Origin of the sequence: Pseudomonas sp. LTGT-11-2Z (assembly GCF_003691445.1) — a bacterium.
Lineage (GTDB): Bacteria > Pseudomonadota > Gammaproteobacteria > Pseudomonadales > Pseudomonadaceae > Aquipseudomonas > Aquipseudomonas monteilii.
Genome location: NZ_CP033104.1, coordinates 552724 through 573617 on the forward strand (window position 1 = coordinate 552724; position 20894 = coordinate 573617).

At 62.9% G+C, this 20894-nt stretch carries 14 protein-coding genes; 12 read left to right on the plus strand and 2 right to left on the minus strand.

What is annotated here, in order from left to right; all coding sequences use genetic code 11:
- Window positions 1-8: 8 nt before the first annotated feature.
- The 5 genes from D8767_RS02565 to D8767_RS02585 all read left to right on the plus strand — a co-directional run bounded on the left by D8767_RS02565 (window position 9) and on the right by D8767_RS02585 (window position 5304).
- Window positions 9-2459 carry a glycogen/starch/alpha-glucan phosphorylase gene (locus D8767_RS02565; RefSeq protein ID WP_016712458.1) on the plus strand — a complete coding sequence of 817 codons (2451 nt, stop codon included), beginning with the start codon at window positions 9-11 and terminating at the stop codon, window positions 2457-2459.
- A 185-nt stretch (window positions 2460-2644) separates the two neighbouring features.
- Window positions 2645-3655 (plus strand): class 1 fructose-bisphosphatase, encoded by a 1011-nt coding sequence (locus D8767_RS02570; RefSeq protein WP_016712457.1) that lies wholly within the window; start codon window positions 2645-2647, stop codon window positions 3653-3655.
- Window positions 3656-3658: 3 nt separating this feature from the next.
- A complete protein-coding gene (locus D8767_RS02575) occupies window positions 3659-4255 on the plus strand; it encodes a DUF924 family protein (protein WP_016712456.1) in 597 nt (198 codons plus the stop codon).
- A gap of 225 nt (window positions 4256-4480) precedes the next feature.
- Window positions 4481-4735 (plus strand): outer membrane protein assembly factor BamE, encoded by a 255-nt coding sequence (gene bamE / locus D8767_RS02580; protein ID WP_003249234.1) that lies wholly within the window; start codon window positions 4481-4483, stop codon window positions 4733-4735.
- A complete protein-coding gene (locus D8767_RS02585) occupies window positions 4732-5304 on the plus strand; it encodes a lipocalin family protein (RefSeq protein WP_016712455.1) in 573 nt (190 codons plus the stop codon). The genes bamE and D8767_RS02585 overlap by 4 nt, the downstream gene beginning before the upstream one ends.
- A 31-nt stretch (window positions 5305-5335) precedes the next feature.
- On the opposite strand, the gene D8767_RS02590 is transcribed toward D8767_RS02585, so the two are convergent.
- Window positions 5336-6700, minus strand: a complete 1365-nt coding sequence (locus tag D8767_RS02590) for a formimidoylglutamate deiminase (protein WP_028698456.1) — start codon at window positions 6698-6700, stop codon at window positions 5336-5338.
- Between the two features lie 142 nt (window positions 6701-6842).
- On the opposite strand from D8767_RS02590, the gene hutC reads away from it, so the two are divergent.
- From hutC to hutG, 7 genes are all read left to right on the plus strand, one after another.
- Window positions 6843-7553, plus strand: coding sequence for a histidine utilization repressor (gene hutC / locus D8767_RS02595; protein WP_174244684.1), 711 nt, complete (start codon window positions 6843-6845; stop codon window positions 7551-7553).
- A complete protein-coding gene (locus tag D8767_RS02600; RefSeq protein ID WP_016712452.1) occupies window positions 7550-8122 on the plus strand; it encodes a HutD family protein in 573 nt (190 codons plus the stop codon). The genes hutC and D8767_RS02600 overlap by 4 nt, the downstream gene beginning before the upstream one ends.
- Window positions 8123-8277: 155 nt before the next feature.
- The gene (gene hutU / locus D8767_RS02605) at window positions 8278-9951 is read left to right on the plus strand and encodes a urocanate hydratase (protein ID WP_016712451.1); all 1674 of its coding nucleotides are present in this window, start codon (window positions 8278-8280) and stop codon (window positions 9949-9951) included.
- Between the two features lie 108 nt (window positions 9952-10059).
- Window positions 10060-11592 (plus strand): histidine ammonia-lyase, encoded by a 1533-nt coding sequence (gene hutH / locus D8767_RS02610; protein WP_016712450.1) that lies wholly within the window; start codon window positions 10060-10062, stop codon window positions 11590-11592.
- 147 nt (window positions 11593-11739) lie between these two features.
- The gene (locus D8767_RS02615; RefSeq protein ID WP_016712449.1) at window positions 11740-13143 is read left to right on the plus strand and encodes an amino acid permease; all 1404 of its coding nucleotides are present in this window, start codon (window positions 11740-11742) and stop codon (window positions 13141-13143) included.
- Between the two features lie 15 nt (window positions 13144-13158).
- Window positions 13159-14364, plus strand: a complete 1206-nt coding sequence (gene hutI / locus D8767_RS02620; protein ID WP_016712448.1) for an imidazolonepropionase — start codon at window positions 13159-13161, stop codon at window positions 14362-14364.
- A gap of 10 nt (window positions 14365-14374) precedes the next feature.
- On the plus strand, window positions 14375-15178 hold the full coding sequence (gene hutG / locus D8767_RS02625; RefSeq protein ID WP_016712447.1) for an N-formylglutamate deformylase: 804 nt from the start codon (window positions 14375-14377) through the stop codon (window positions 15176-15178).
- A gap of 45 nt (window positions 15179-15223) precedes the next feature.
- Here hutG and D8767_RS02630 read toward each other — a convergent pair whose 3' ends face one another.
- Window positions 15224-20752 carry a dermonecrotic toxin domain-containing protein gene (locus D8767_RS02630; RefSeq protein WP_029380246.1) on the minus strand — a complete coding sequence of 1843 codons (5529 nt, stop codon included), beginning with the start codon at window positions 20750-20752 and terminating at the stop codon, window positions 15224-15226.
- Between the last annotated feature and the right edge of the window lie 142 nt (window positions 20753-20894).

The window sequence follows — 20894 nt, forward strand, 5'->3', positions numbered from 1 at the left end:
GATGTCGCATGTCCCAGGAACCCAAAGCACGTGACGCCGAAGTCGCGGATTTTCGCGCCGCCGTACTGAACAAGCTGACCTATGCGGTTGGCAAGGACCCGGAGCACGCCTTCGACCATGACTGGTTCGAAGCCATTGCCCTGGCTGCGCGCGATCACATGGTCGACCACTGGATGGACCATACCCGCCAGGCTTATCGACGCAGCCAGAAGCGGGTCTACTACCTCTCCCTGGAATTCCTTATCGGGCGCCTGCTTTACGACAGCCTGAGCAATCTGGGGCTGCTGGACATCGCCCGCGATGCACTGGAAGGGCTGGATGTGGACTTGGAGCGCATCCGCCTGCTCGAACCCGATGCCGCGCTGGGTAACGGAGGCCTTGGCCGGCTGGCAGCATGCTTCATGGAAAGTATGTCCACCTTGGGCATTGCCGCCCATGGTTATGGCATCCGTTACGAGCATGGGCTGTTCCGTCAGGCCGTGGTCGATGGCTGGCAGCAGGAGCAGACCGAAAACTGGCTGGATTTCGGCAACCCGTGGGAGTTCGAGCGTGCCGAGGTGATCTACCCGATCAGCTTCGGCGGCAGCGTTGAAACCTTGAGCGATGATAGCGGTGCCCAGCGCCAGGTCTGGTCGCCGGGTGAAACGGTGCGGGCGGTCGCCTACGACACGCCCGTTGTCGGCTGGCGCGGGTCCAGCGTCAACACCTTGCGCTTGTGGCGTGCGCGGGCGCTGGAAGAGCTGCACCTTGAACGCTTCAATGCAGGCGACCACCTGGGGGCCGTGGCCGAAGTGGCGCGGGCCGAGAGCATTTCTCGCGTGCTGTACCCGGCGGACAGCACCGAGGCGGGGCAGGAACTGCGCCTGCGTCAGGAGTACTTCTTCGTGTCGGCTTCGTTGCAGGATTTGCTCCGCCGTCACCTGAACATGCACAAAGACCTGCTCAACCTGCCCGATGCGGCAGCCATCCAGCTCAACGACACCCACCCATCGATTGCGGTGGCGGAGTTGATGCGGCTGTTGGTGGATCAGCATGAAATACCGTGGGAAAAGGCCTGGGAGCTGACTGTCGGCACGCTCGCCTACACCAACCACACGCTGCTGCCCGAAGCCCTGGAAACCTGGCCGGTCGCGCTGATGGAACGCATGCTGCCCCGGCACATGCAGATCATCTACCTCATCAATGCCTACCATATCGACTCGCTGCGCGCCAAAGGCCTGCACGATTTCGACGTGCTGCGCGCCGTGTCGCTGATCGAGGAAGACAACGGCCGCCGCGTGCGCATGGGCAACCTGGCGTTTCTTGGCTCGCACAGCGTCAACGGCGTGTCGGCGCTGCACAGCAAGTTGATGAAGAGCACCGTGTTCTCCGAGTTGCACAAGCTTTACCCGCAGCGTATCAACAACAAGACCAACGGCATTACCTTCCGCCGCTGGTTGTACCAGTCCAATCCTCAGTTGACCGACATGCTGGTCGAGGCGCTCGGGCCAGAGCTCAAGGACGACCCTGAAGGGCGGCTGGCTGGCCTGGTGCCGTTTGCCGACAAGCCTGGTTTTCGCAAGCAGTTCGCCGCCCAGCGCCTGCACAGCAAGCGCGCCCTGGCCAGCATCATCCAGGACCGCATAGGCGTTACGGTAAACCCCGAGGCGTTGTTCGACGTGCAGGTCAAGCGCATCCACGAGTACAAGCGCCAGTTGCTCAACCTGCTGCACACCGTGGCGCTGTACCAGGCCATACGCAACGACCCCGGTACCAACTGGGTGCCGCGGGTGAAGATTTTCGCCGGCAAGGCGGCAGCCAGTTATCACCAGGCCAAGTTGATCATCAAACTGGCCAACGACATCGCTCGGGTGGTGAACAACGACCCGACCGTCCGTGGCCTGCTGAAGGTGGTGTTCCTGCCCAACTACAACGTCAGTCTGGCTGAAAGCATCATCCCGGCGGCAGACCTTTCCGAGCAGATTTCCACGGCCGGTTATGAAGCCTCCGGTACCAGCAACATGAAGTTCGGGCTGAACGGCGCGTTGACCATCGGCACGCTGGATGGCGCCAACGTGGAGATGTGCGAACAGGTGGGCGCCGACAACATGTTCATCTTTGGCCTGACCGCCCAGCAGGTCGAGGCGCGCAAGAAGGCGGGTGATTTTGGTGCCAGTGCGGCGATTGCTGCGTCCAACCGCCTGAATGACGTGCTGCAGGCGATTCGCAGCGGTGTGTTCTCGTCGGACGACCCTTCGCGCTACGCCGGCTTGATCGACGGGCTGGTGGCGTATGACCGCTTCCTGGTGTGCGCCGACTTCGATGCCTACTGGGATGCCCAGCGGCGGGTCGAGGAACTGTGGCACACGCCGCAGGAGTGGTGGCGCATGGCGGTGCTGAACACGGCGCGGATGGGGTGGTTCTCGTCGGACCGGACCATTCGGGAATATGCCACCGAGATCTGGAAGGCTTTGGATTGATGTGAGGCCATTCGCGGGCGCGCCCGCGAATGGGCCCACAACCAGACCACCGGCCTGGTGAAGGCTGAACTACCGACCTATTGTGCCGTCAGAGAGCCGTGGCGAGTCTCATCACTCGCTAGCCTGCAACTCTCCCTGTAAACTGCGGGGGTTTTTCATCCCCCCCAATCCGTTCGGAGCCATACATGTCCCGCGTTACCCTGAGTCGCTATCTGATTGAGCAGACCCGCAGCAACAATACCCCTGCCGATCTGCGCTTCCTGATCGAAGTGGTGGCGCGTGCGTGCAAGGAAATCAGCCATCACGTGTCCAAAGGCGCCCTGGGTGGTGTGCTGGGCAGCATGGGCACTGAAAACGTGCAGGGCGAAGTCCAGAAGAAACTGGACGTGATTTCCAACGATATCCTGCTGGAAGCCAACGAGTGGGGCGGCCACCTGGCCGGCATGGCGTCCGAAGAAATGGACAACGCCTACCAGATCCCGGGCAAATACCCGAAAGGCGCCTACCTGCTGGTCTTCGACCCGCTGGACGGTTCGTCGAACATCGACGTCAACGTGTCGGTCGGTACCATCTTCTCGGTACTGCGTTGCCCTAACGAATACCTGAGCCAGAACGAAACCCTGAACGAAAACGCCTTCCTGCAGCCAGGCACCCAGCAGGTCGCCGCCGGTTACGCCATCTACGGCCCGCAGACCATGCTGATCCTCACCCTGGGCAATGGCGTGAAGGGCTTCACCCTGGACCGCGAGCTGGGCAGCTTCGTTCTGACTCACGAAAACATCCGTGTGCCGGAAAGCACCGCCGAATTCGCCATCAACATGTCCAACCAGCGCCACTGGGAAGCCCCGGTACAACGCTACGTGGGCGAGCTGCTGGCAGGCGAGACCGGCCCGCTGAAGAAGAACTACAACATGCGCTGGATCGCCTCGATGGTGGCCGACGTGCACCGCATCCTGACCCGTGGCGGCCTGTTCATGTACCCACGTGACGCCCGTGAACCAAGCAAGCCGGGCAAGCTGCGCCTGATGTACGAAGCCAACCCGATGTCCTTCATCATCGAGCAGGCCGGCGGCGCCTCCACCAACGGTTACGATCGCATCCTCGACATCAAGCCAGAAAGCCTGCACCAGCGCGTGTCGGTGATCCTCGGCTCGAAGGAAGAGGTCGAGCGCGTTACCGCCTACCACAAGGAGTAAGTCATGCTCGCACCTTGGCAGCCGTTGCTGGAATGGTGGTTCGGTTGGGGCACCAGTCCCCAGGCCGTGGCTGACGAGAAGAGCACGCTGTGGTTCGGCAAGCATCACGATGCCGATGCCCATGCGCTGTTTGGCGACCTGACCGAGCAGGCCTTGGCCGGCGGGCTCGACGAGTGGCAGCAAAGCCCGCAGGGCTGGCTGGGCCTGCTGATTCTGCTGGACCAGCTGCCGCGCATGATCTACCGCGACACGCCGCGCGCTTTCGAGGGCGACCGGCGTGCCCAGGTGGTGGCCATGCAGGGCCTGCAGAAGGGCTGGGACTACCAGTTGCTGCCCATCCAGCGGGTGTTCGTGCTGCTGGTGTTGGAGCATGCCGAGGTGCTGGACTGGCAGAACCTGTGTGTCGAGCGTTATCAGGTATTGCTCAACGAGCAGCCAGAGGCCCATCGCCGGCTGTTCGAAGGCTTCCTCGACTATGCCGAGCAGCATCAGCGCGTGATTGCCCGGTTCGGGCGCTTCCCGCACCGCAATCTGGTGCTGGAGCGGCCGAGTACCAGTGAAGAGATGGACTTTTTGCTGGAGCCCGGGTCCAGGTTCTGAGGCATTGGGCCTGCTGCGCAGGCTGTCGTGACGCAAGGCCGCTCCTAAAAGGGGCGGCCTTTTTTATTGGGCGATGACTATTACTTTGTGATTAATCGCACGGTAGTGGCCACCCGACCAATGGTGTAGGGGTAAATGGGGTGGAGTAGGGAACCTGGGAGGGTTTTTTCCGTCGAAGGTCACTGCAGGCCACTCGCCTGTATCCCCTCTCCAGGAGTGTCCTTCATGTCGTTGCGTTCCCTCGCCCTGTTGTCGCTGTGCGTCGTCCTGACTGCCTGCAGCAAGATCAACCAGGAAAACTATTCCAAGATCAAGGCCGGTATGAACAAGGCCGAGGTCGAGCAGTTGCTCGGCACGCCGACCGAGTGCTCTGGCGCGTTGGGCATGAGCAGCTGCACCTGGGGGGACGAGAAGAGCTTCATCAGCGTGCAGTACGCCGCTGACAAGGTGCTGATGTATTCAGGGCAGGGTCTCAAATGAGGCGTGCGTACCTGCTGATGGGGGTGTGCCTGGCGTTGCTGCTGGGCGGTTGTGCAGGCTCCGTGCACGACCCGCTGGCGCCGAAAACCGCCGGCAATGTCGACCTCAAGCGCTATCAGGGCAAATGGTTCGAGCTGGCACGCCTGCCTATGCGCTACCAGACCGGCTGCGAGCAGTCCGAGGCGCACTACAACCTCAAGCCGGATGGCAGCTTTGGCGTGCTCAACCGCTGCCGCACCATGGGTGATGAATGGCTGCGTGCCGAGGGGCACGCCAGCATTCAGGAACCGGGGCATACCGACAAGCTGTGGGTAGAGTTCGACAACTGGTTTACCAAGCTGGTGCCGGGCGTGGCTCGGGGCGAGTACTGGATTCTGTACGTGGATGACCGTTACCGCACGGCGGTGGTCGGCAGCCCGGATCGCAAGCACCTGTGGATTCTGTCGCGTACGGCGACATTGCCGGCGTGGGAGCGTGAGAACCTGTTGTCCAAGGCTCGGCAGCAGGGGTATGACACCAGCCGCTTGATCTGGCGGGCGTCTGATCAACAGATTGTAAAAATGCACTGATTTTTGGGGCTGCAAAACAGCCCCAGTACACTCAACCCAAAAGCTGCCGCAATACCTGAGCAAACGCCCGCGCGCTTTCCTCTTGCTGTGCATGCCGCCCTTGGCGCACTACCCACTGCCCATTCACCATCACATCCCGCACCTGGCGATCGCCACCTGCAAACAGCCAGCGGTTAAGAATGGCATCGCCATCCGCCAGGGCGATGTAAGGGTCCTGCCCGTCGAGCACCAGCCAGTCGGCACGCTTGCCCACGGCCAGCTCTCCAATCCCTTGCCCCAGTGCCTGCGCACCACCTGCCAGTGCTGCGTCATACAGCGTGCGCCCGACCATCGGCTGGTCGGCGCGGTACAGGCGGTTACGCCGCTGGTCACGCAGGCGCTGGCCATATTCCAGCCAGCGCAGTTCTTCCACCACGCTCAGCGACACATGGCTGTCTGAACCAATGCCCATGCGCCCGCCCTGCGCCAGGTAGTCCACCGCCGGGAAAATCCCGTCACCCAGGTTGGCCTCGGTGGTCAGGCACAGCCCGGCCACGGCACCGCTGCGGGCCATGGCGGTGACTTCATCCGGCTCGGCATGGGTGGCATGCACCAGGCACCAGCGATGGTCGACATCCACATGTTCGTACAGCCATTGCAGCGGGCGCAGGCCGCTCCAGGCCAGGCAGTCGTCCACTTCCTTCTGCTGCTCGGCGATATGGATATGCACCGGGCATTGCTTGTCGCTGGCCGTCAGCACGTCGGCGATCTGCCCAGGCGTTACCGCTCGCAGCGAGTGGAAGCACAGGCCCAACTGCTGTGCAGGTTGCGCGGCCAGGATCGGGGACAGTTGTGCCTGCAGTTGCAGGTACCCTTCGGTGGAATTGATGAAGCGCCGCTGCCCGTCGTTCGGTGCCTGGCCGCCGAAGCCGGCGTGGCTGTACAGCACCGGCAGCAAGGTCAGGCCAATGCCGCTGTCGGCCGCAGCCGCGCTGATGCGGCGGGAAAGCTCCGCCGGGTCGGCGTAGGCCTTGCCGGCATTGTCATGATGCACGTAATGAAACTCGGCTACCGAGGTGTAGCCGGCCTTGAGCATCTCGATGTACAGCTGGCGGGCGATGACCTGCAGCTGGTCCGGGGTGATCTGCCCGACCAGGCGGTACATCAGGTCGCGCCATGTCCAGAAACTGTCGTTGGGGTTGCCAGCGACTTCCGCCAGGCCTGCCATGGCGCGCTGGAAGGCATGCGAGTGCAGGTTGGGCATGCCGGGCAGCAACGGGCCGGCCAGGCGTTCAGCACCTTCGGCCGAAGCGCCCGGCTCGATGCTGACTACATGGCCATCGCTGGCGACCTCGATACGGACATGGTTGGCCCAGCCCGTTGGCAGCAGGGCGCGTTCGGCGAAGTAGACGGACATCGGTAAAATCCTGTTATTGTTAACTTGTATATACATATACAGGCGTTTGCCTGCCGGGTAAACTGCGGCAAGCTACCGCTCATTCCATTGCAAAGGACTCAACGCCGTGCCGACACCTCCTGTCTCCGCGCTGGTTGCCCAGATGGGCGAGGGCCCGGCGCCGCTGTATGCCCGGGTCAAACACATGATCGTCCAGCAGATCGACAACGGCAGCTGGCCGCCCCACCACCGGGTTCCCTCCGAGAGCGAACTGGTCAGCGAGCTGGGTTTCAGCCGCATGACCATCAACCGCGCCCTGCGCGAGCTTACGGCTGAAGGCCTGCTGGTGCGCATGCAAGGCGTGGGTACCTTCGTGGCTGAGCCCAAGGGCCGATCGGCGTTGTTCGAGGTCAACAACATTGCCGACGAAATCGCCGCGCGCGGCCATCAGCATAGCTGCCAGGTCATTACCCTTGCCGAAGAAGCCGCCGGCTCCGAACGGGCCCTGGCCCTGGACATGCGTGAAGGCCAGCGGGTGTTCCACTCGCTGATCGTGCATTTTGAAAACGGCGTGCCGGTGCAGATCGAGGACCGCTACGTCAACGCGGCCATTGCCCCTGACTACCTCAAGCAGGACTTCACCCGGCAGACGCCTTACGCCTACCTGTCCCAGGTGGCGCCGCTGACCGAGGGCGAGCACGTGGTCGAGGCCATCCTGGCCGAGCCGGACGAATGCACCCTGTTGCAGATCGAGCGGGGCGAGCCTTGTCTGCTGATTCGCCGCCGCACCTGGTCCGGCCGCCAGCCGGTGACCGCTGCACGGTTGATACACCCCGGTTCCCGTCATCGCCTGGAAGGACGTTTCAGTAAATGAGCCAACTGCAGTTGTTGCGTGCGCAGGATTACCCGCGCATGCCGTGGAAGAACGGTGGCGGTTTCACCGAAGAAATTACTCGCGACAGCGGTGAAGGGCTGGACGGTTTTGGCTGGCGCCTGTCGATTGCCGATATCGAGGAGTCGGGCGGGTTTTCCACGTTCGCCGGCTACCAGCGGATCATCACTGTGCTGCAGGGCGATGGCATGCGACTGCTGGTCAATGGCCAGGCCAGTCGACCGTTGTTGCCGTTGGATGCCTTTGCCTTCAGTGGCGAAAGCCAGGTCAGCTGCAAGCTGCTGGGCGGGCCGATTCGCGATTTCAACCTGATCTATGCACCGCAGCGGTATCGGGCGCGGTTGCAGTGGTTCGATGGCACCAGCCGGTTGTACAGCTCGGCGTCGACGGTGTTGTTGTTTGCGGCCAGTAGCCAGGTTGAGGTGACCATGGCAGGGCGCGAAACGCAGCGGTTGGGGTTGCATGACTGCCTGCGGCTCGAAGGCAATGACGAATTGCTTGGGCTGGAGGTTCAGGGGCGGTTCTGCCTGATCGAACTCATTTCACGTTGAGATATCCGGGGCCGCAAAGCGGCCCCAGCTTTTTCAGCCGTTCAGCGGATCAGTCCAAATATTTTGGTTGTCCATGCTTGTACATACAAGTAAAGGTGTGTTTGTATATTGACCACGACATACCCGCCCGCGGACGACCGCAGAGGACCTTTCCCGTGACCGACAACAACAAATACCGTGACGTTGAAATCCGTGCCCCACGTGGCAACAAGCTGACCGCCAAAAGCTGGCTGACCGAAGCGCCACTGCGTATGCTGATGAACAACCTCGACCCACAGGTTGCGGAAAACCCGAAAGAACTGGTGGTGTACGGCGGTATCGGCCGCGCCGCCCGTAACTGGGAATGCTACGACAAGATCGTCGAAACCCTCACCCGCCTGGAAGACGACGAAACCCTGCTGGTACAGTCGGGCAAGCCGGTCGGCGTGTTCAAGACCCACAGCAACGCCCCGCGCGTGCTGATCGCCAACTCCAACCTGGTGCCACACTGGGCCAACTGGGAACACTTCAACGAACTGGACGCCAAAGGCCTGGCCATGTACGGCCAGATGACCGCCGGCAGCTGGATCTACATCGGCAGCCAGGGCATCGTCCAGGGCACCTATGAAACCTTCGTCGAAGCCGGTCGCCAGCACTACGGCGGCAGCCTGAAAGGCAAGTGGGTACTCACCGCAGGCCTGGGCGGCATGGGCGGCGCTCAGCCACTGGCCGCTACCCTGGCCGGCGCCTGCTCGCTGAACATCGAATGCCAGCAGAGCCGCATCGACTTCCGCCTGGAAACCCGCTACGTCGACGAGCAGGCCACCGACCTCGACGACGCCCTGGCGCGCATCGCCAAGTACACTGCCGAAGGCAAGGCCATCTCCATCGCCCTGCACGGCAACGCTGCCGAAATTCTGCCAGAGCTGGTCAAGCGTGGCGTGCGTCCGGACATGGTCACCGACCAGACCAGCGCCCACGACCCACTGAACGGCTACCTGCCAGCCGGCTGGACCTGGGAACAGTACCGCGACCGTGCGCAGACCGAACCGGCTGCCGTGGTCAAGGCCGCCAAGCAGTCGATGGCCGTGCACGTACAAGCCATGCTGGACTTCCAGAAGCAAGGCATCCCGACCTTCGACTACGGCAACAACATCCGTCAGATGGCCAAGGAAGAGGGCGTGGCCAATGCCTTCGACTTCCCGGGCTTCGTGCCGGCCTATATCCGCCCGCTGTTCTGCCGTGGCATCGGCCCGTTCCGCTGGGCGGCGCTGTCTGGCGATGCCGAGGACATCTACAAGACCGACGCCAAGGTCAAGGAACTGATCCCCGACGACGCCCACCTGCACCGCTGGCTGGACATGGCCCGCGAGCGCATCAGCTTCCAGGGCCTGCCGGCACGTATCTGCTGGGTTGGCCTGGGCCTGCGCGCCAAGCTGGGCCTGGCGTTCAACGAAATGGTCCGCAGCGGCGAGCTGTCGGCACCGGTGGTGATCGGCCGTGACCACTTGGACTCGGGTTCGGTCTCCAGCCCTAACCGCGAAACCGAAGCCATGCGTGATGGCTCGGACGCTGTCTCCGACTGGCCGCTGCTCAACGCCCTGCTGAACACCGCAGGCGGCGCCACCTGGGTGTCGCTGCACCACGGCGGCGGCGTGGGCATGGGCTTCTCGCAGCACTCGGGAATGGTGATTGTCTGCGACGGTACCGACGAAGCCGCCGAGCGTATCGCCCGCGTGCTGACCAACGACCCGGGGACTGGCGTGATGCGCCACGCCGATGCCGGTTACGCCATCGCCATCGACTGCGCCAAGGAGCAGGGCCTGGACCTGCCGATGATCACTGGCTGATCGCCGCGCTTTGGATCGCACCCCGCAAGGGGTGATACTGAACAACAAGAAGGAGCGCGCAGGCACCGAAAAACGGGCCTGCGGCTCCACGCGATTTGGAGTAGCAACGTGACCGAATTCACCCTCAAGCCCGGCACCCTGACCCTGGCCCAGCTGCGTGCGATCCACGCCGCGCCCGTGCGCCTGCAACTGGATGCCAGCGCCGCGCCGGCCATCGACGCCAGCGTTGCCTGTGTCGAGCAGATCATTGCCGAAGACCGCACCGCCTACGGCATCAACACCGGTTTCGGCCTGCTGGCCTCGACCCGCATCGCCAGCCACGACCTGGAAAACCTGCAGCGCTCGCTGGTGCTGTCCCACGCCGCCGGTGTCGGCGCGCCGCTGGATGACGACCTGGTGCGCCTGATCATGGTGCTGAAAATCAACAGCCTCAGCCGTGGCTTCTCCGGCATTCGCCGCAAGGTCATCGACGCGCTGATCGCCCTGGTCAACGCCGAAGTCTACCCGCACATCCCGCTGAAAGGCTCGGTGGGCGCGTCCGGTGACCTGGCGCCGCTGGCGCACATGTCGCTGGTGCTGCTGGGCGAAGGCAAGGCCCGCTACAAAGGCCAGTGGCTGTCGGCCACCGAAGCCCTGGCAGTTGCCGGCCTCGAACCGCTGACCCTGGCTGCCAAAGAGGGCCTGGCCCTGCTCAACGGTACCCAGGCTTCCACCGCCTACGCCCTGCGCGGTCTGTTCCAGGGTGAAGACCTGTACGCTGCTGCCATCGCCTGCGGTGGCCTGAGCGTCGAAGCGGCATTGGGCTCGCGTTCGCCGTTCGATGCGCGTATCCACGAAGTGCGTGGCCAGCGCGGCCAGATCGACACCGCCGCCTGCTTCCGCGACCTGCTGGGCGATTCCAGTGAAGTGTCGCTGTCGCACAAGAACTGCGACAAGGTCCAGGACCCGTACTCCCTGCGCTGCCAGCCGCAGGTCATGGGCGCCTGCCTCACCCAGCTGCGCCAGGCTGCCGAAGTGCTGGGCATCGAAGCTAACGCCGTGTCCGACAACCCGTTGGTGTTCGCCGCCGAAGGTGATGTGATTTCCGGTGGTAACTTCCACGCCGAGCCGGTGGCCATGGCTGCCGACAACATTGCCCTGGCCATCGCCGAAATCGGCTCGCTCAGCGAGCGCCGCATCTCGCTGATGATGGACAAGCACATGTCCCAGCTGCCGCCATTCCTGGTGGAAAACGGTGGGGTCAACTCCGGCTTCATGATCGCCCAGGTGACCGCTGCTGCCCTGGCCAGCGAAAACAAGGCCCTGTCGCACCCACACAGCGTCGACAGCCTGCCGACTTCGGCCAACCAGGAAGACCACGTGTCGATGGCCCCGGCTGCCGGCAAGCGCCTGTGGGAAATGGCTGAAAACACCCGTGGCGTACTGGCCATCGAATGGCTGGGCGCCTGCCAGGGCCTGGACCTGCGCAAAGGCCTGAAGACTTCCGCCAAGCTGGAGCAGGCGCGCAAGGCGCTGCGCAGCGAAGTGCCGCACTACGACCGTGACCGTTTCTTCGCGCCAGACATCGAAAAGGCCGTGGAACTGTTGGCCAAGGGTGGCCTGACCGGTTTGCTGCCGGCGGGTGTGCTGCCAAGCCTGTAATGCCCCTAGGGCCGCGTTGCGGCCCATCGCGAGCAAGCTCGCTCCTATAAAGGCAACGCGTTCCCTTGTAGGAGCGAGCTTGCTCGCGATTGGGTTGCATGGCGGCCCCCTGATCTCACGACCACAAAAACAATTTAAGGACGTGACATGCAACAAGCTCCAGGTCTCAAGCGCGGGCTAAGTGCCCGCCACATCCGTTTCATGGCCCTCGGTTCCGCCATCGGCACCGGGCTGTTCTACGGCTCTGCCTCGGCCATCCAGATGGCCGGCCCGGCCGTGCTGCTGGCCTACCTGATCGGCGGCGCTGCCGTGTTCATGGTCATGCGCGCCCTCGGCGAAATGGCCGTGCATAACCCGGTGGCCGGCTCCTTCGGCCACTACGCCAGCACCTACCTCGGCCCCATGGCCGGCTTCATCCTCGGCTGGACCTACGCCTTCGAAATGGTCATCGTCGCCATCGCCGACGTCACCGCCTTCGGTATCTACATGGGCTTCTGGTTCCCGGAAGTGGCCCGCTGGATCTGGGTGCTGGGCATCGTCTTCCTGATCGGCGGCCTCAACCTGTGCAACGTCAAGGTGTTCGGCGAAATGGAGTTCTGGCTGTCGCTGCTCAAGGTCGGCGCTATCGTGGCGATGATCCTGGCCGGCCTCGGCATCATGGCCTTCGGCTTCAGCCAGGTGGGTACCGGGCATGCCGTCGGCGTCAGCAACCTGTTCGACCACGGCGGCTTCATGCCTAACGGCGTGGGTGGCCTGATCGCGTCCTTTGCCGTGGTGATGTTCGCCTTCGGCGGCATCGAGATCATTGGCGTCACCGCCGGTGAGGCCAAAGATCCGCAGCGCGTCATCCCCAAGGCGATCAACGCCGTGCCGCTGCGCATCCTGCTGTTCTACGTACTCACCCTGTTCGTGCTGATGTGCCTGTACCCATGGCCGCAGATCGGCAGCCAGGGCAGCCCGTTCGTGCAGATCTTCAGCAACCTGGGCATTGGCTCTGCCGCCGCCGTGCTGAACATCGTTGTGATTTCTGCCGCCATCTCGGCCATCAACAGCGACATCTTCGGCGCCGGCCGCATGATGTACGGCCTGGCCCACCAAGGCCACGCGCCACGCAGCTTCGGCAAACTGTCGAAGCATGGCGTGCCGTGGATGACCGTGGTGGTGATGGGCGCTGCACTGCTGATTGGCGTGCTGCTCAACTACCTGATCCCGGAGAACGTGTTCCTGCTCATCGCTTCCATTGCCACCTTCGCCACTGTATGGGTGTGGCTGATGATCCTGCTCACCCAGGTGGCCATGCGCCGCAGCATGAGCCGTGAGGAAGTGGCCCAACTCAAGTTCCCGGTACCGTTCTGGCCCTACGGCCCGGCCATGGCCATTGCGTTCATGGTGTTCATCTTTGGTGTGCTCGGCTACTTCCCGGACACCCAGGCAGCACTGATCGTCGGCGTGGTCTGGGTGGTGTTCCTGGTGGCGTCCTACCTGCTGTGGTGCAAGCCGCGTGCAGGGCAGGGCAAGCCGGCAGCAGAACCCGTAGAGCTGCACCGTTAGTAAAGGAGATTGTGCATGAGAACCCTCTGGCAGCATTGCCATGTGGCTACCATGGCCGAGGGCCGTTATTCGGCCATCGAGGACGCGGCCATCGTCACCCGTGCCGGGCTGATCGAGTGGATCGGCCCACGCGCCGAGCTGGCGCCGGTCGACGCTGACCGCACGGTGGACCTGGGCGGCGCCTGGGTCACCCCGGGGCTGATCGACTGCCACACCCACGCGGTGTTCGGTGGCAACCGTAGCGGTGAGTTCGAGCAGCGCCTGCAGGGCGTGAGCTATGCCGAAATTGCTGCCCAGGGCGGTGGTATCGCCAGCACCGTGCGGGCCACCCGCGCGGCCAGCGAGGACGAACTGTTCGCCAGTGCTCGTCAGCGGGTTCAGGCGCTGATGCGCGATGGCGTGACCACGATCGAGGTCAAGTCTGGCTACGGCCTGGACCTGGCCAACGAACGCAAGATGCTGCGCGTGGCCCGGCGCCTGGCGGACGAACTGCCGCTGGCGGTGCGGGCCACCTGCCTGGCCGCGCACGCCCTGCCACCGGAGTACGCCGGCCGGCCCGACGACTATATCGCGCATATCTGCGACGAGATGCTGCCAGCCTTGGCTGCCGAGGGCCTGGTGGACGCAGTGGATGCCTTCTGCGAACACCTGGCGTTTTCCCCGGCCCAGGTCGAGCGGCTCTTCATCAAGGCGTGTGAGCTGGGCCTGCCGGTCAAGCTGCACGCCGAACAGTTGTCGTCGCTGCACGGCTCCAGCCTGGCAGCGCGTTACCAGGCGCTGTCGGCGGATCATCTGGAGTTCATGACCGAGGAAGACGCCATCGCCATGGCCGCAGCCGGCACTGTTGCTGTGCTGCTGCCGGGCGCCTTCTACTTCCTGCGTGAAACCCAGTTGCCGCCCATGGATGCACTGCGGCGCCACGGGGTGAAAATTGCCTTGGCCAGCGACCTCAACCCCGGCACGTCACCAGGGTTGTCGCTGCGGCTGATGCTGAACATGGGCTGCACCTGTTTCCGCATGACCCCGGAAGAAGCGTTGGCTGGCGTTACGGTACATGCCGCCACGGCACTGGGCCTGGGCGACAGCCACGGCTCGCTGGAAGTGGGCAAGGTGGCCGACTTCGTCGCCTGGCAAATCGAACGCCCTGCCGACCTGGCCTACTGGCTGGGCGGCGACCTGCCCAAGCGCGTGGTGCGCAAGGGCAACGAAATCTCCAATTGAGCGAGGCACGATGGACAAGGTACTGAGTTTTCACCAAGGCCACCTGCCGCTGCTGATCAGCATGCCGCACGCCGGCCTGGGCTTGAGCAACGCGGTGCGCGACGGCCTGGTCGATGAGGCGCGCAGCTTGCCGGACACCGACTGGCACATCCCCCGGTTGTACGCCTTTGCCCGTGACATGGGGGCCAGCGTGGTCGCGGCGGAGTACTCGCGCTTCGTCATCGACCTCAACCGCCCGGATGACGACAAGCCGTTGTATGCCGGCGCTACCACTGGCCTGTATCCGGCCACGTTGTTCGATGGCGAGCCGCTGTTCAAGGATGGGCTGGCGCCCTCAGGTGAAGAACGCAAAGGTTATCTGGAGCAGATCTGGCGTCCCTACCACGGCACGATCCGCAGCGAGCTGGACCGGTTGCGCGAGCAGTTTGGTTACGCCCTGCTGTGGGATGCCCATTCCATTCGCTCGCTGATCCCGCACTTGTTCGACGGCAAGCTGCCGGACTTCAACCTGGGCACTTTCAACGGCGCCAGTTGTGACCCGGCATTGGCTGAGCGGCTGCAAGGCGTGTGCGCCAAGGTACAAGGTTACAGCCATGTGCTTAATGGCCGCTTCAAAGGCGGGCACATCACCCGGCATTACGGTGACCCGGCCAACCATATTCATGCTGTGCAACTGGAGCTGGCACAAAGCACGTACATGGACGAAACCGAGCCGTTTGCCTACCGGGAAGACTTGGCCAGACCGACGCAAGACGTACTGAAGCAGCTTCTGCAGGCGCTGCTGGATTGGGGCGCGGAGCGTTACAAGCGTTGAGTGGGAGGGGGCGACGCCATTGGCGTCGCCTTGCTTCATGGGGGCTCAGTCGTTGGCTACCTGCGCAATGGTCAGTTCGCGCAGCAGCTCCGCTTCCTCCTGTTCCTTGTCGCGTTGCAAGCCCTTTTGCAACTCCAGCTCTTGCGCAAGCGGATAGTCCGCGCCGGCCAGTTCGAGTACACGCAGGCGCAAGCGTGCCTCTATTTCGTCGAAACGGTCCGCATACTCGGCTCGCAGGCGTGCCGTCCAATCTGTATTTGCCAGCATGTAGTCGACAAGGGCATCACTGCGTTCAATTTTCCGAACCTTTTCCAGCACGCTGGAAAGCTCATTGCGCGCCAGGTTCGCAGCGCCACGAAAACGCATGCTGTCGGCGATCGGCAGGTCCAGTTCCTTGGCCAGTTCGCGGCGGTAGGCCAGGCGGACCGACACTAGGTCACCCGAGCCTGAGCGCTTGTTGGCCAGAAACTCCAGCTGGTCGATCCGAAATAGCTGCAACAAGCGCTGACGCAGCGTTTGCAACGTATCTCCCGCATCGACCAGCAATCGCTGCCCCATCAGGTACAGCTCGATATTGTTGAACTCCTGCAAGGCACCATCGTGGCAGGTTTGCGAGCCGGTTTCCGGGTCTGGCAATGCGGCTGCGGCGATACTTTCCATCACCGGGCGCTCGGTATCGTTACTCGCCGCCACTACCAGCATCATGCGTACCCGTTCGCAGAAGCTGGTGCGTGTGTTTGGGTCCACATACGGCGCGGCATTGTGCAGCCGGCCGACCAGGCGCAACAGGTCGCTGCCTTCCAGCGTTTTCCAGCAGTCCTGCAGTGCTTCGTTCTGCAACTGATTACCAAGCATCCAGTCTTCCAACCTTGGGCGATCATCGCCCAACAGTGGGAAGTGCGGGTGGTCGAAGTCGAGTGATCCTTCGCTGGACGTTTCGACAAGCATGAGGTCGCCCGGGATATCCAAGGCAAATGAGTAACTGTGCTGGCTGTCCGAGAATGTGCGCACGCGCAAAATCGTTTCAAGCGGTAAAGGGTTGTCGAACAAGGCGATCGACGAAATCGGCATGGGATTGTTCAGGTTCGTGAGGATGTGCTCGGGTAATTGGGTGATGCTGTTGGCGCTTAGATCCAGCAGCTCAAGAGGCAGCAGGCTGTCGCACCAGTCGGGCCAGGCTTGCAGGTTCATGTTGGTCAGCGCGAGAGACTGCAGATTGCTGGCCAAGCGTGCAGGTACCTGGTTGATAGTGCCCATGCGATTGCCCGACAAGTCCAGCGATGTCAGGTGCTCAAGCCTTGCCAGGGTTTCCAGCATGGCCTGATCGACTTCCAGGCCCATGTTGTGAAATTCCAGGTGCGAGAGTTGCGGGAGGCGTAGCAACGCAGATGTCAGAGAAGAGGTGGCTGCCTGGTGGGCATCGATGCTCAGTCGGGTGATGTTGGGGAAGCGGCTGAGCAGGTCATCAAGCTGTGAGGCGGTACCACGCAACCGTGTCAGGCTCATGGCTTGCACGCGCTCGGCAAAGAAGGATGGAAGCCGCCTGGGGAAATGCTCGATGGCTACATCTTCGAGTTGCAGGCGCAGGTACTGCTGGCCCTGTTCCTGCTGCTCCCAGAATTCGCTGATGGCGGTTTCGATGCTGTGTCGATCGGCCAACGCCGCCTGGGTCAGTGGGTTGCTTGAGCTTGAGGCCTGGGACCAGCCATCGATCGCATCACGCATTTGCTGCCGTTCGCTGCGAATACGCGTAAGTCTTGCAGCGAGCTCTGTTGGCACATCAACAGCAATGTTGGCCCGCTCGCTATGCGCCCTCAACAGCAAGCGTTGCAGGTGGTTTTCATTGAGGCTGTTGCCTTGGAGCGAGATCTCCGCTGTGTTGGGCAATCCGTCTGTGTCATTGAGCAAGAACGTGGGTAGCGACCTGAGGTTATTGTTGCGCAACGACAGGCGGGCTATACGGCCCAAGGCATCGCTGCCAATCCCGATAGGCCATTGAGCCAGCTGCATGCGGTCCAGCCCAAGGTAGTCCAGAGTCAGTTCGTGGAAACTTGGGCTGTTGTGTTGTGCCAGCCGGTTGCCACTCAGGTCCAGGTGCCTCAGTCGGCGAAGGCTGGCCAACAGGTTCAGGTCGTTTTCGGAGAGTGCGATGTTCTGGTTGGTCAGCACCAGCCTTTGCAGTTCGGGCGCGTTCTCAGTGATGGTGGGGACGCTGAAAAGGAAGGGCGAAGGTGTTGCTCTGGGGTCATAAGGCCTGCTGACCTCCAGCGATTCCAGCTGCGGTACCTGCCTGAGCAGGCGTTGCAGCAAGCGCTCGTTCTGGGCCCAGCCTGCAAGGGCTTGAGAGGGTAAGTCGAGCAATCTCAGGGAGCGAACGCGCGAACCGAAAAAATCAGGCAGATTCATCGGAACGTCGGCCAGGGGGACGCGCGTTATCTGTAGCTCCGCCGAGTGCTGAGTATCTTCCAGAGCGGTGTCATACCAATGCTGCAATATTGCGTCGCCCAAGCCTTCATAGTCGAGTGCAGCCTGCTCTGTCGCTGGCGTGATGGCTTCGCTCCAGTCCGCCAGTCTGCTTTGCAGCTCATTGCGCTGTTCCAGCAACATTTGCAAATGTTCGAAAATCTGCAAGCGGGTGCGCCCGGGGCTGGCGAGTGCCAGGAGTACCTGATCCGTCGACCGTCCCGTACGCGCTGGCAGACCTGTTGCTTCTACTGCGTCCTTCAACTGTTGGTGGGTTACGCCTTGCGCAGCTTCGCTTCCACCACTGAGTGGGTAACCCAGGCGGCCATCGGCCAGGCGCATGGGCGAACGGTAGCCAGGACGTACGGGTTGCATACCCAGCACCACCCTCAAGGCCGGGCGGGGCAGCAGGGGGCTTGCTTGTACCAGGCGCTGCAACGCCTGCTGATCGGTGGCACCCAGCTGTGCCATGGCTGCTGGCAGCGCCTCATGCAGCGCGGCAAAAAGGTTTGGGTAGGCAGTCACTACCGTGCTCAGCTGGCGCTCATCGTGGACGATATACCCAGCCCTGGCATGGGTGATGGTTGTGTACGGGCGCGCGTCCGGCGGGCCGATGGCATGCTCCTGGGCCGGCCAGGACATGCGTTGGAACACTTGCAGTTTTGTCTCGGCGGGCCAGCCGGGGAGGTGCTGGAGCGTATGCATGATCAGGCGGTCGCTGTCCCAGCTTGGCACACAGGACAGGTACAACCCTTCATACGCGCGGGCCAGGCGGATGTGTTGCTGGTAAATGCGGATCTCCTCGCCAAGGCGCAAGGGCACCTTGCCGGTGTCGAGCATGTGCAGTTCGTGGGTGCTGGCGCTGCGTGCCAGTTCATCGATGACCGCGGCCGGTAGGGCAGGGTACGCCCGCTGGAGGGCGGCGGCACCCGGCGCCGGGCTGACAGGAAGGCGGGCATAGGCCCTGGCAAACTCGGCTTGCCAGGTACTGGCATCGGGCAGTTGGCTGACCGTTTCGTCCAGCTTGAAGCGTTGCATCGTGTCTTCCAACAAGGCCGGTAGCCGCTGGTTTTCCGCCAATGCCCTGCGCAGCACGTCTTCGTGGGTGTCGCTGACGGCGACAATGCGCTGCAGCGTCGGGTCGTCGAAATGCGCATTCAAGTGACCGATGCGGCGCAACAGTGCCATTCCCGACCAGCTCAGTGGCTTGTCCGTAATCTGCACCCAGGCCCCGGCACCGTTGTGCCGTACGGGTGGCCGGTAGCGGCGAGGGTTTTCCGGGTGTTGCAGGCGGTACTCACCTGTCGCTGGCGCCTGCTCGACGAGGTACCGGTTGCCGTTCAGCACCAGCCAGCGTTTGCCCTGGTGGTGCAGCAGGCCGTGTTCGTCCGGCATCAGGTCGTCGGGTAGCACTTGGGGGTTGTGGTACGGCGTAAGGTCTGGCTTCCACAGGCGCCGTTGGCCATCCGGTGTCTCGATGTCGTCCAGCTCCTCAATGAAGGAGGGGGTTTCCACCGGAATCCGCTCTACCTCGGGCGCTTCGATTTCGGGCTCCTTCACCCCTGGCCCTGCCTCGGCACCGCCCGCTTCGCCGCTTCTGGCACCTTTCAGCACCTTGGCCGCTGCGCTAAGGGCGGCCATTACCGCCACGTTTTCAATCACATCGATCATGTACCCGTAAGCGGTATCGCGCTCATCGTTTTCCCACGCTTCGATGCCCTCATACACCTCATGGGCCAGTTGGACCACACACACGGCGAGCATCAGCTCACCCAGCCCAGGCACGAAGAACCCGGCGATGTTCAGCGCCGTCAGCACGCGGCCGGCGATCAGGTCCCGGTGCGCCTGGGCAGTACGCCGGTCGACGATTTCGGTCGGTATGGCGTGGTACAGCACATCCTTCTCGTGGCGTTGGGCTTTCTGGAACGCCATCACGCCCTGGAAGGCATGGGTGAAGGGCTGTGGGACCGGGCGCAGGGTGGCATGTGGGTCCGGGACCGGCTCATGCAAGCCGCGCGTGCTCCAGCCGAGCGGTGTGAGCCGTTCCTTTAGGCGGGCAAGTATCGGCGCTTTGTCGCGGTCGGCGAGGTGCTTGTCCAGGTAATGGAGGTTGGCGTGGAGCCTGTCGCGCAACGCGTCCTGCAAGGCTTCCCAGGTGGCGAACTCTTTTAGCGGTGTCGTGCTGTCCTCGGGGATGTACAGGGCCATGGCCGAGTGCCCTGCAGTTTGCAGGCTGATGAGCGCAACGCCAGTCAGCTCGGCCTCCCACAGGTTAAGCAGGCTGAACGTCACGGGCGAGCGGGCCTGTGGGGCTTGATCGAGCGGCGTGGCAAGGGCCGCGGTGTAAAGCGCCTCGCTGATGTCGCCTTTCAAACGGGCGAAATGCAGGGACTGCTTGTAGGCCGAGACTTCGGCCCGCCCCAGGGTCTCATAAACGGCCAGGGCAGCTTCATCGGCGCTGAGCAGTGCTGTGGCCGCAGGGTAATAGATGGCATGCACCAGCGCATGGTATTTACCGCCGATGTTCAGGGTACGGCACAGGTCGGCGAAGTCTTCGGCGCCTAGCCCTACCGCATTGGTGATCGGGACGGTGCCCATGAAGCGCCGGTGGTCGAGAATGACGGATTTCTTCAGCAGGGCCTTGGGCGCATCCATGCCGTGCTCTGCACAGGCGGCCGGGTCGAAGTTCTGCAAGGCACTGTGCAGCAGCGAGCGGGTGGCCTGGTTGATCGCCTGGCGAGCGTCGCTTGCGTGGGCAGTGTCGATCAGGCGGGCATCGACCAGGTATGTGTTGCGAACATCAAGGTCCAGCCCGAATCGCTGCCTGATGGCGTCGGTCAAGGCTTGGGCAGCGTAGGTTTCCAGGTCGGGGAGTTGCTCGAACAGTTTCTGCACCTGGGCCTGGTGTTCACGGTGGCGGGCATGTTCCGCCTGCCATGCACGGGCAATTTCCGGGTGTTGCGCGATGGCTGTTGCCAGCCAGGCGGGTGCCTGCTGCCAGTTGCGCATCGCACGATGGGTTTCAGCAGGGGCTTGCCTGAGCCAGGCAGGGAGCCTGCGTTCGATGGTGGTGTAATGAATGCTGGGCGGTGCAGTGAGTGGTGTTGGCATGGACGGAGCCCTTGCAGGATAGGAGGCAAGGGACTATCGCTGGGCCGCTTGGGCGGCTGGGGGTAGATATATGTGTCCGCAAGGTTGGCCGTATCAGCGAGGACGGTGCTGAAAGTGCAATTCAGGTTTATGATGGCCCACG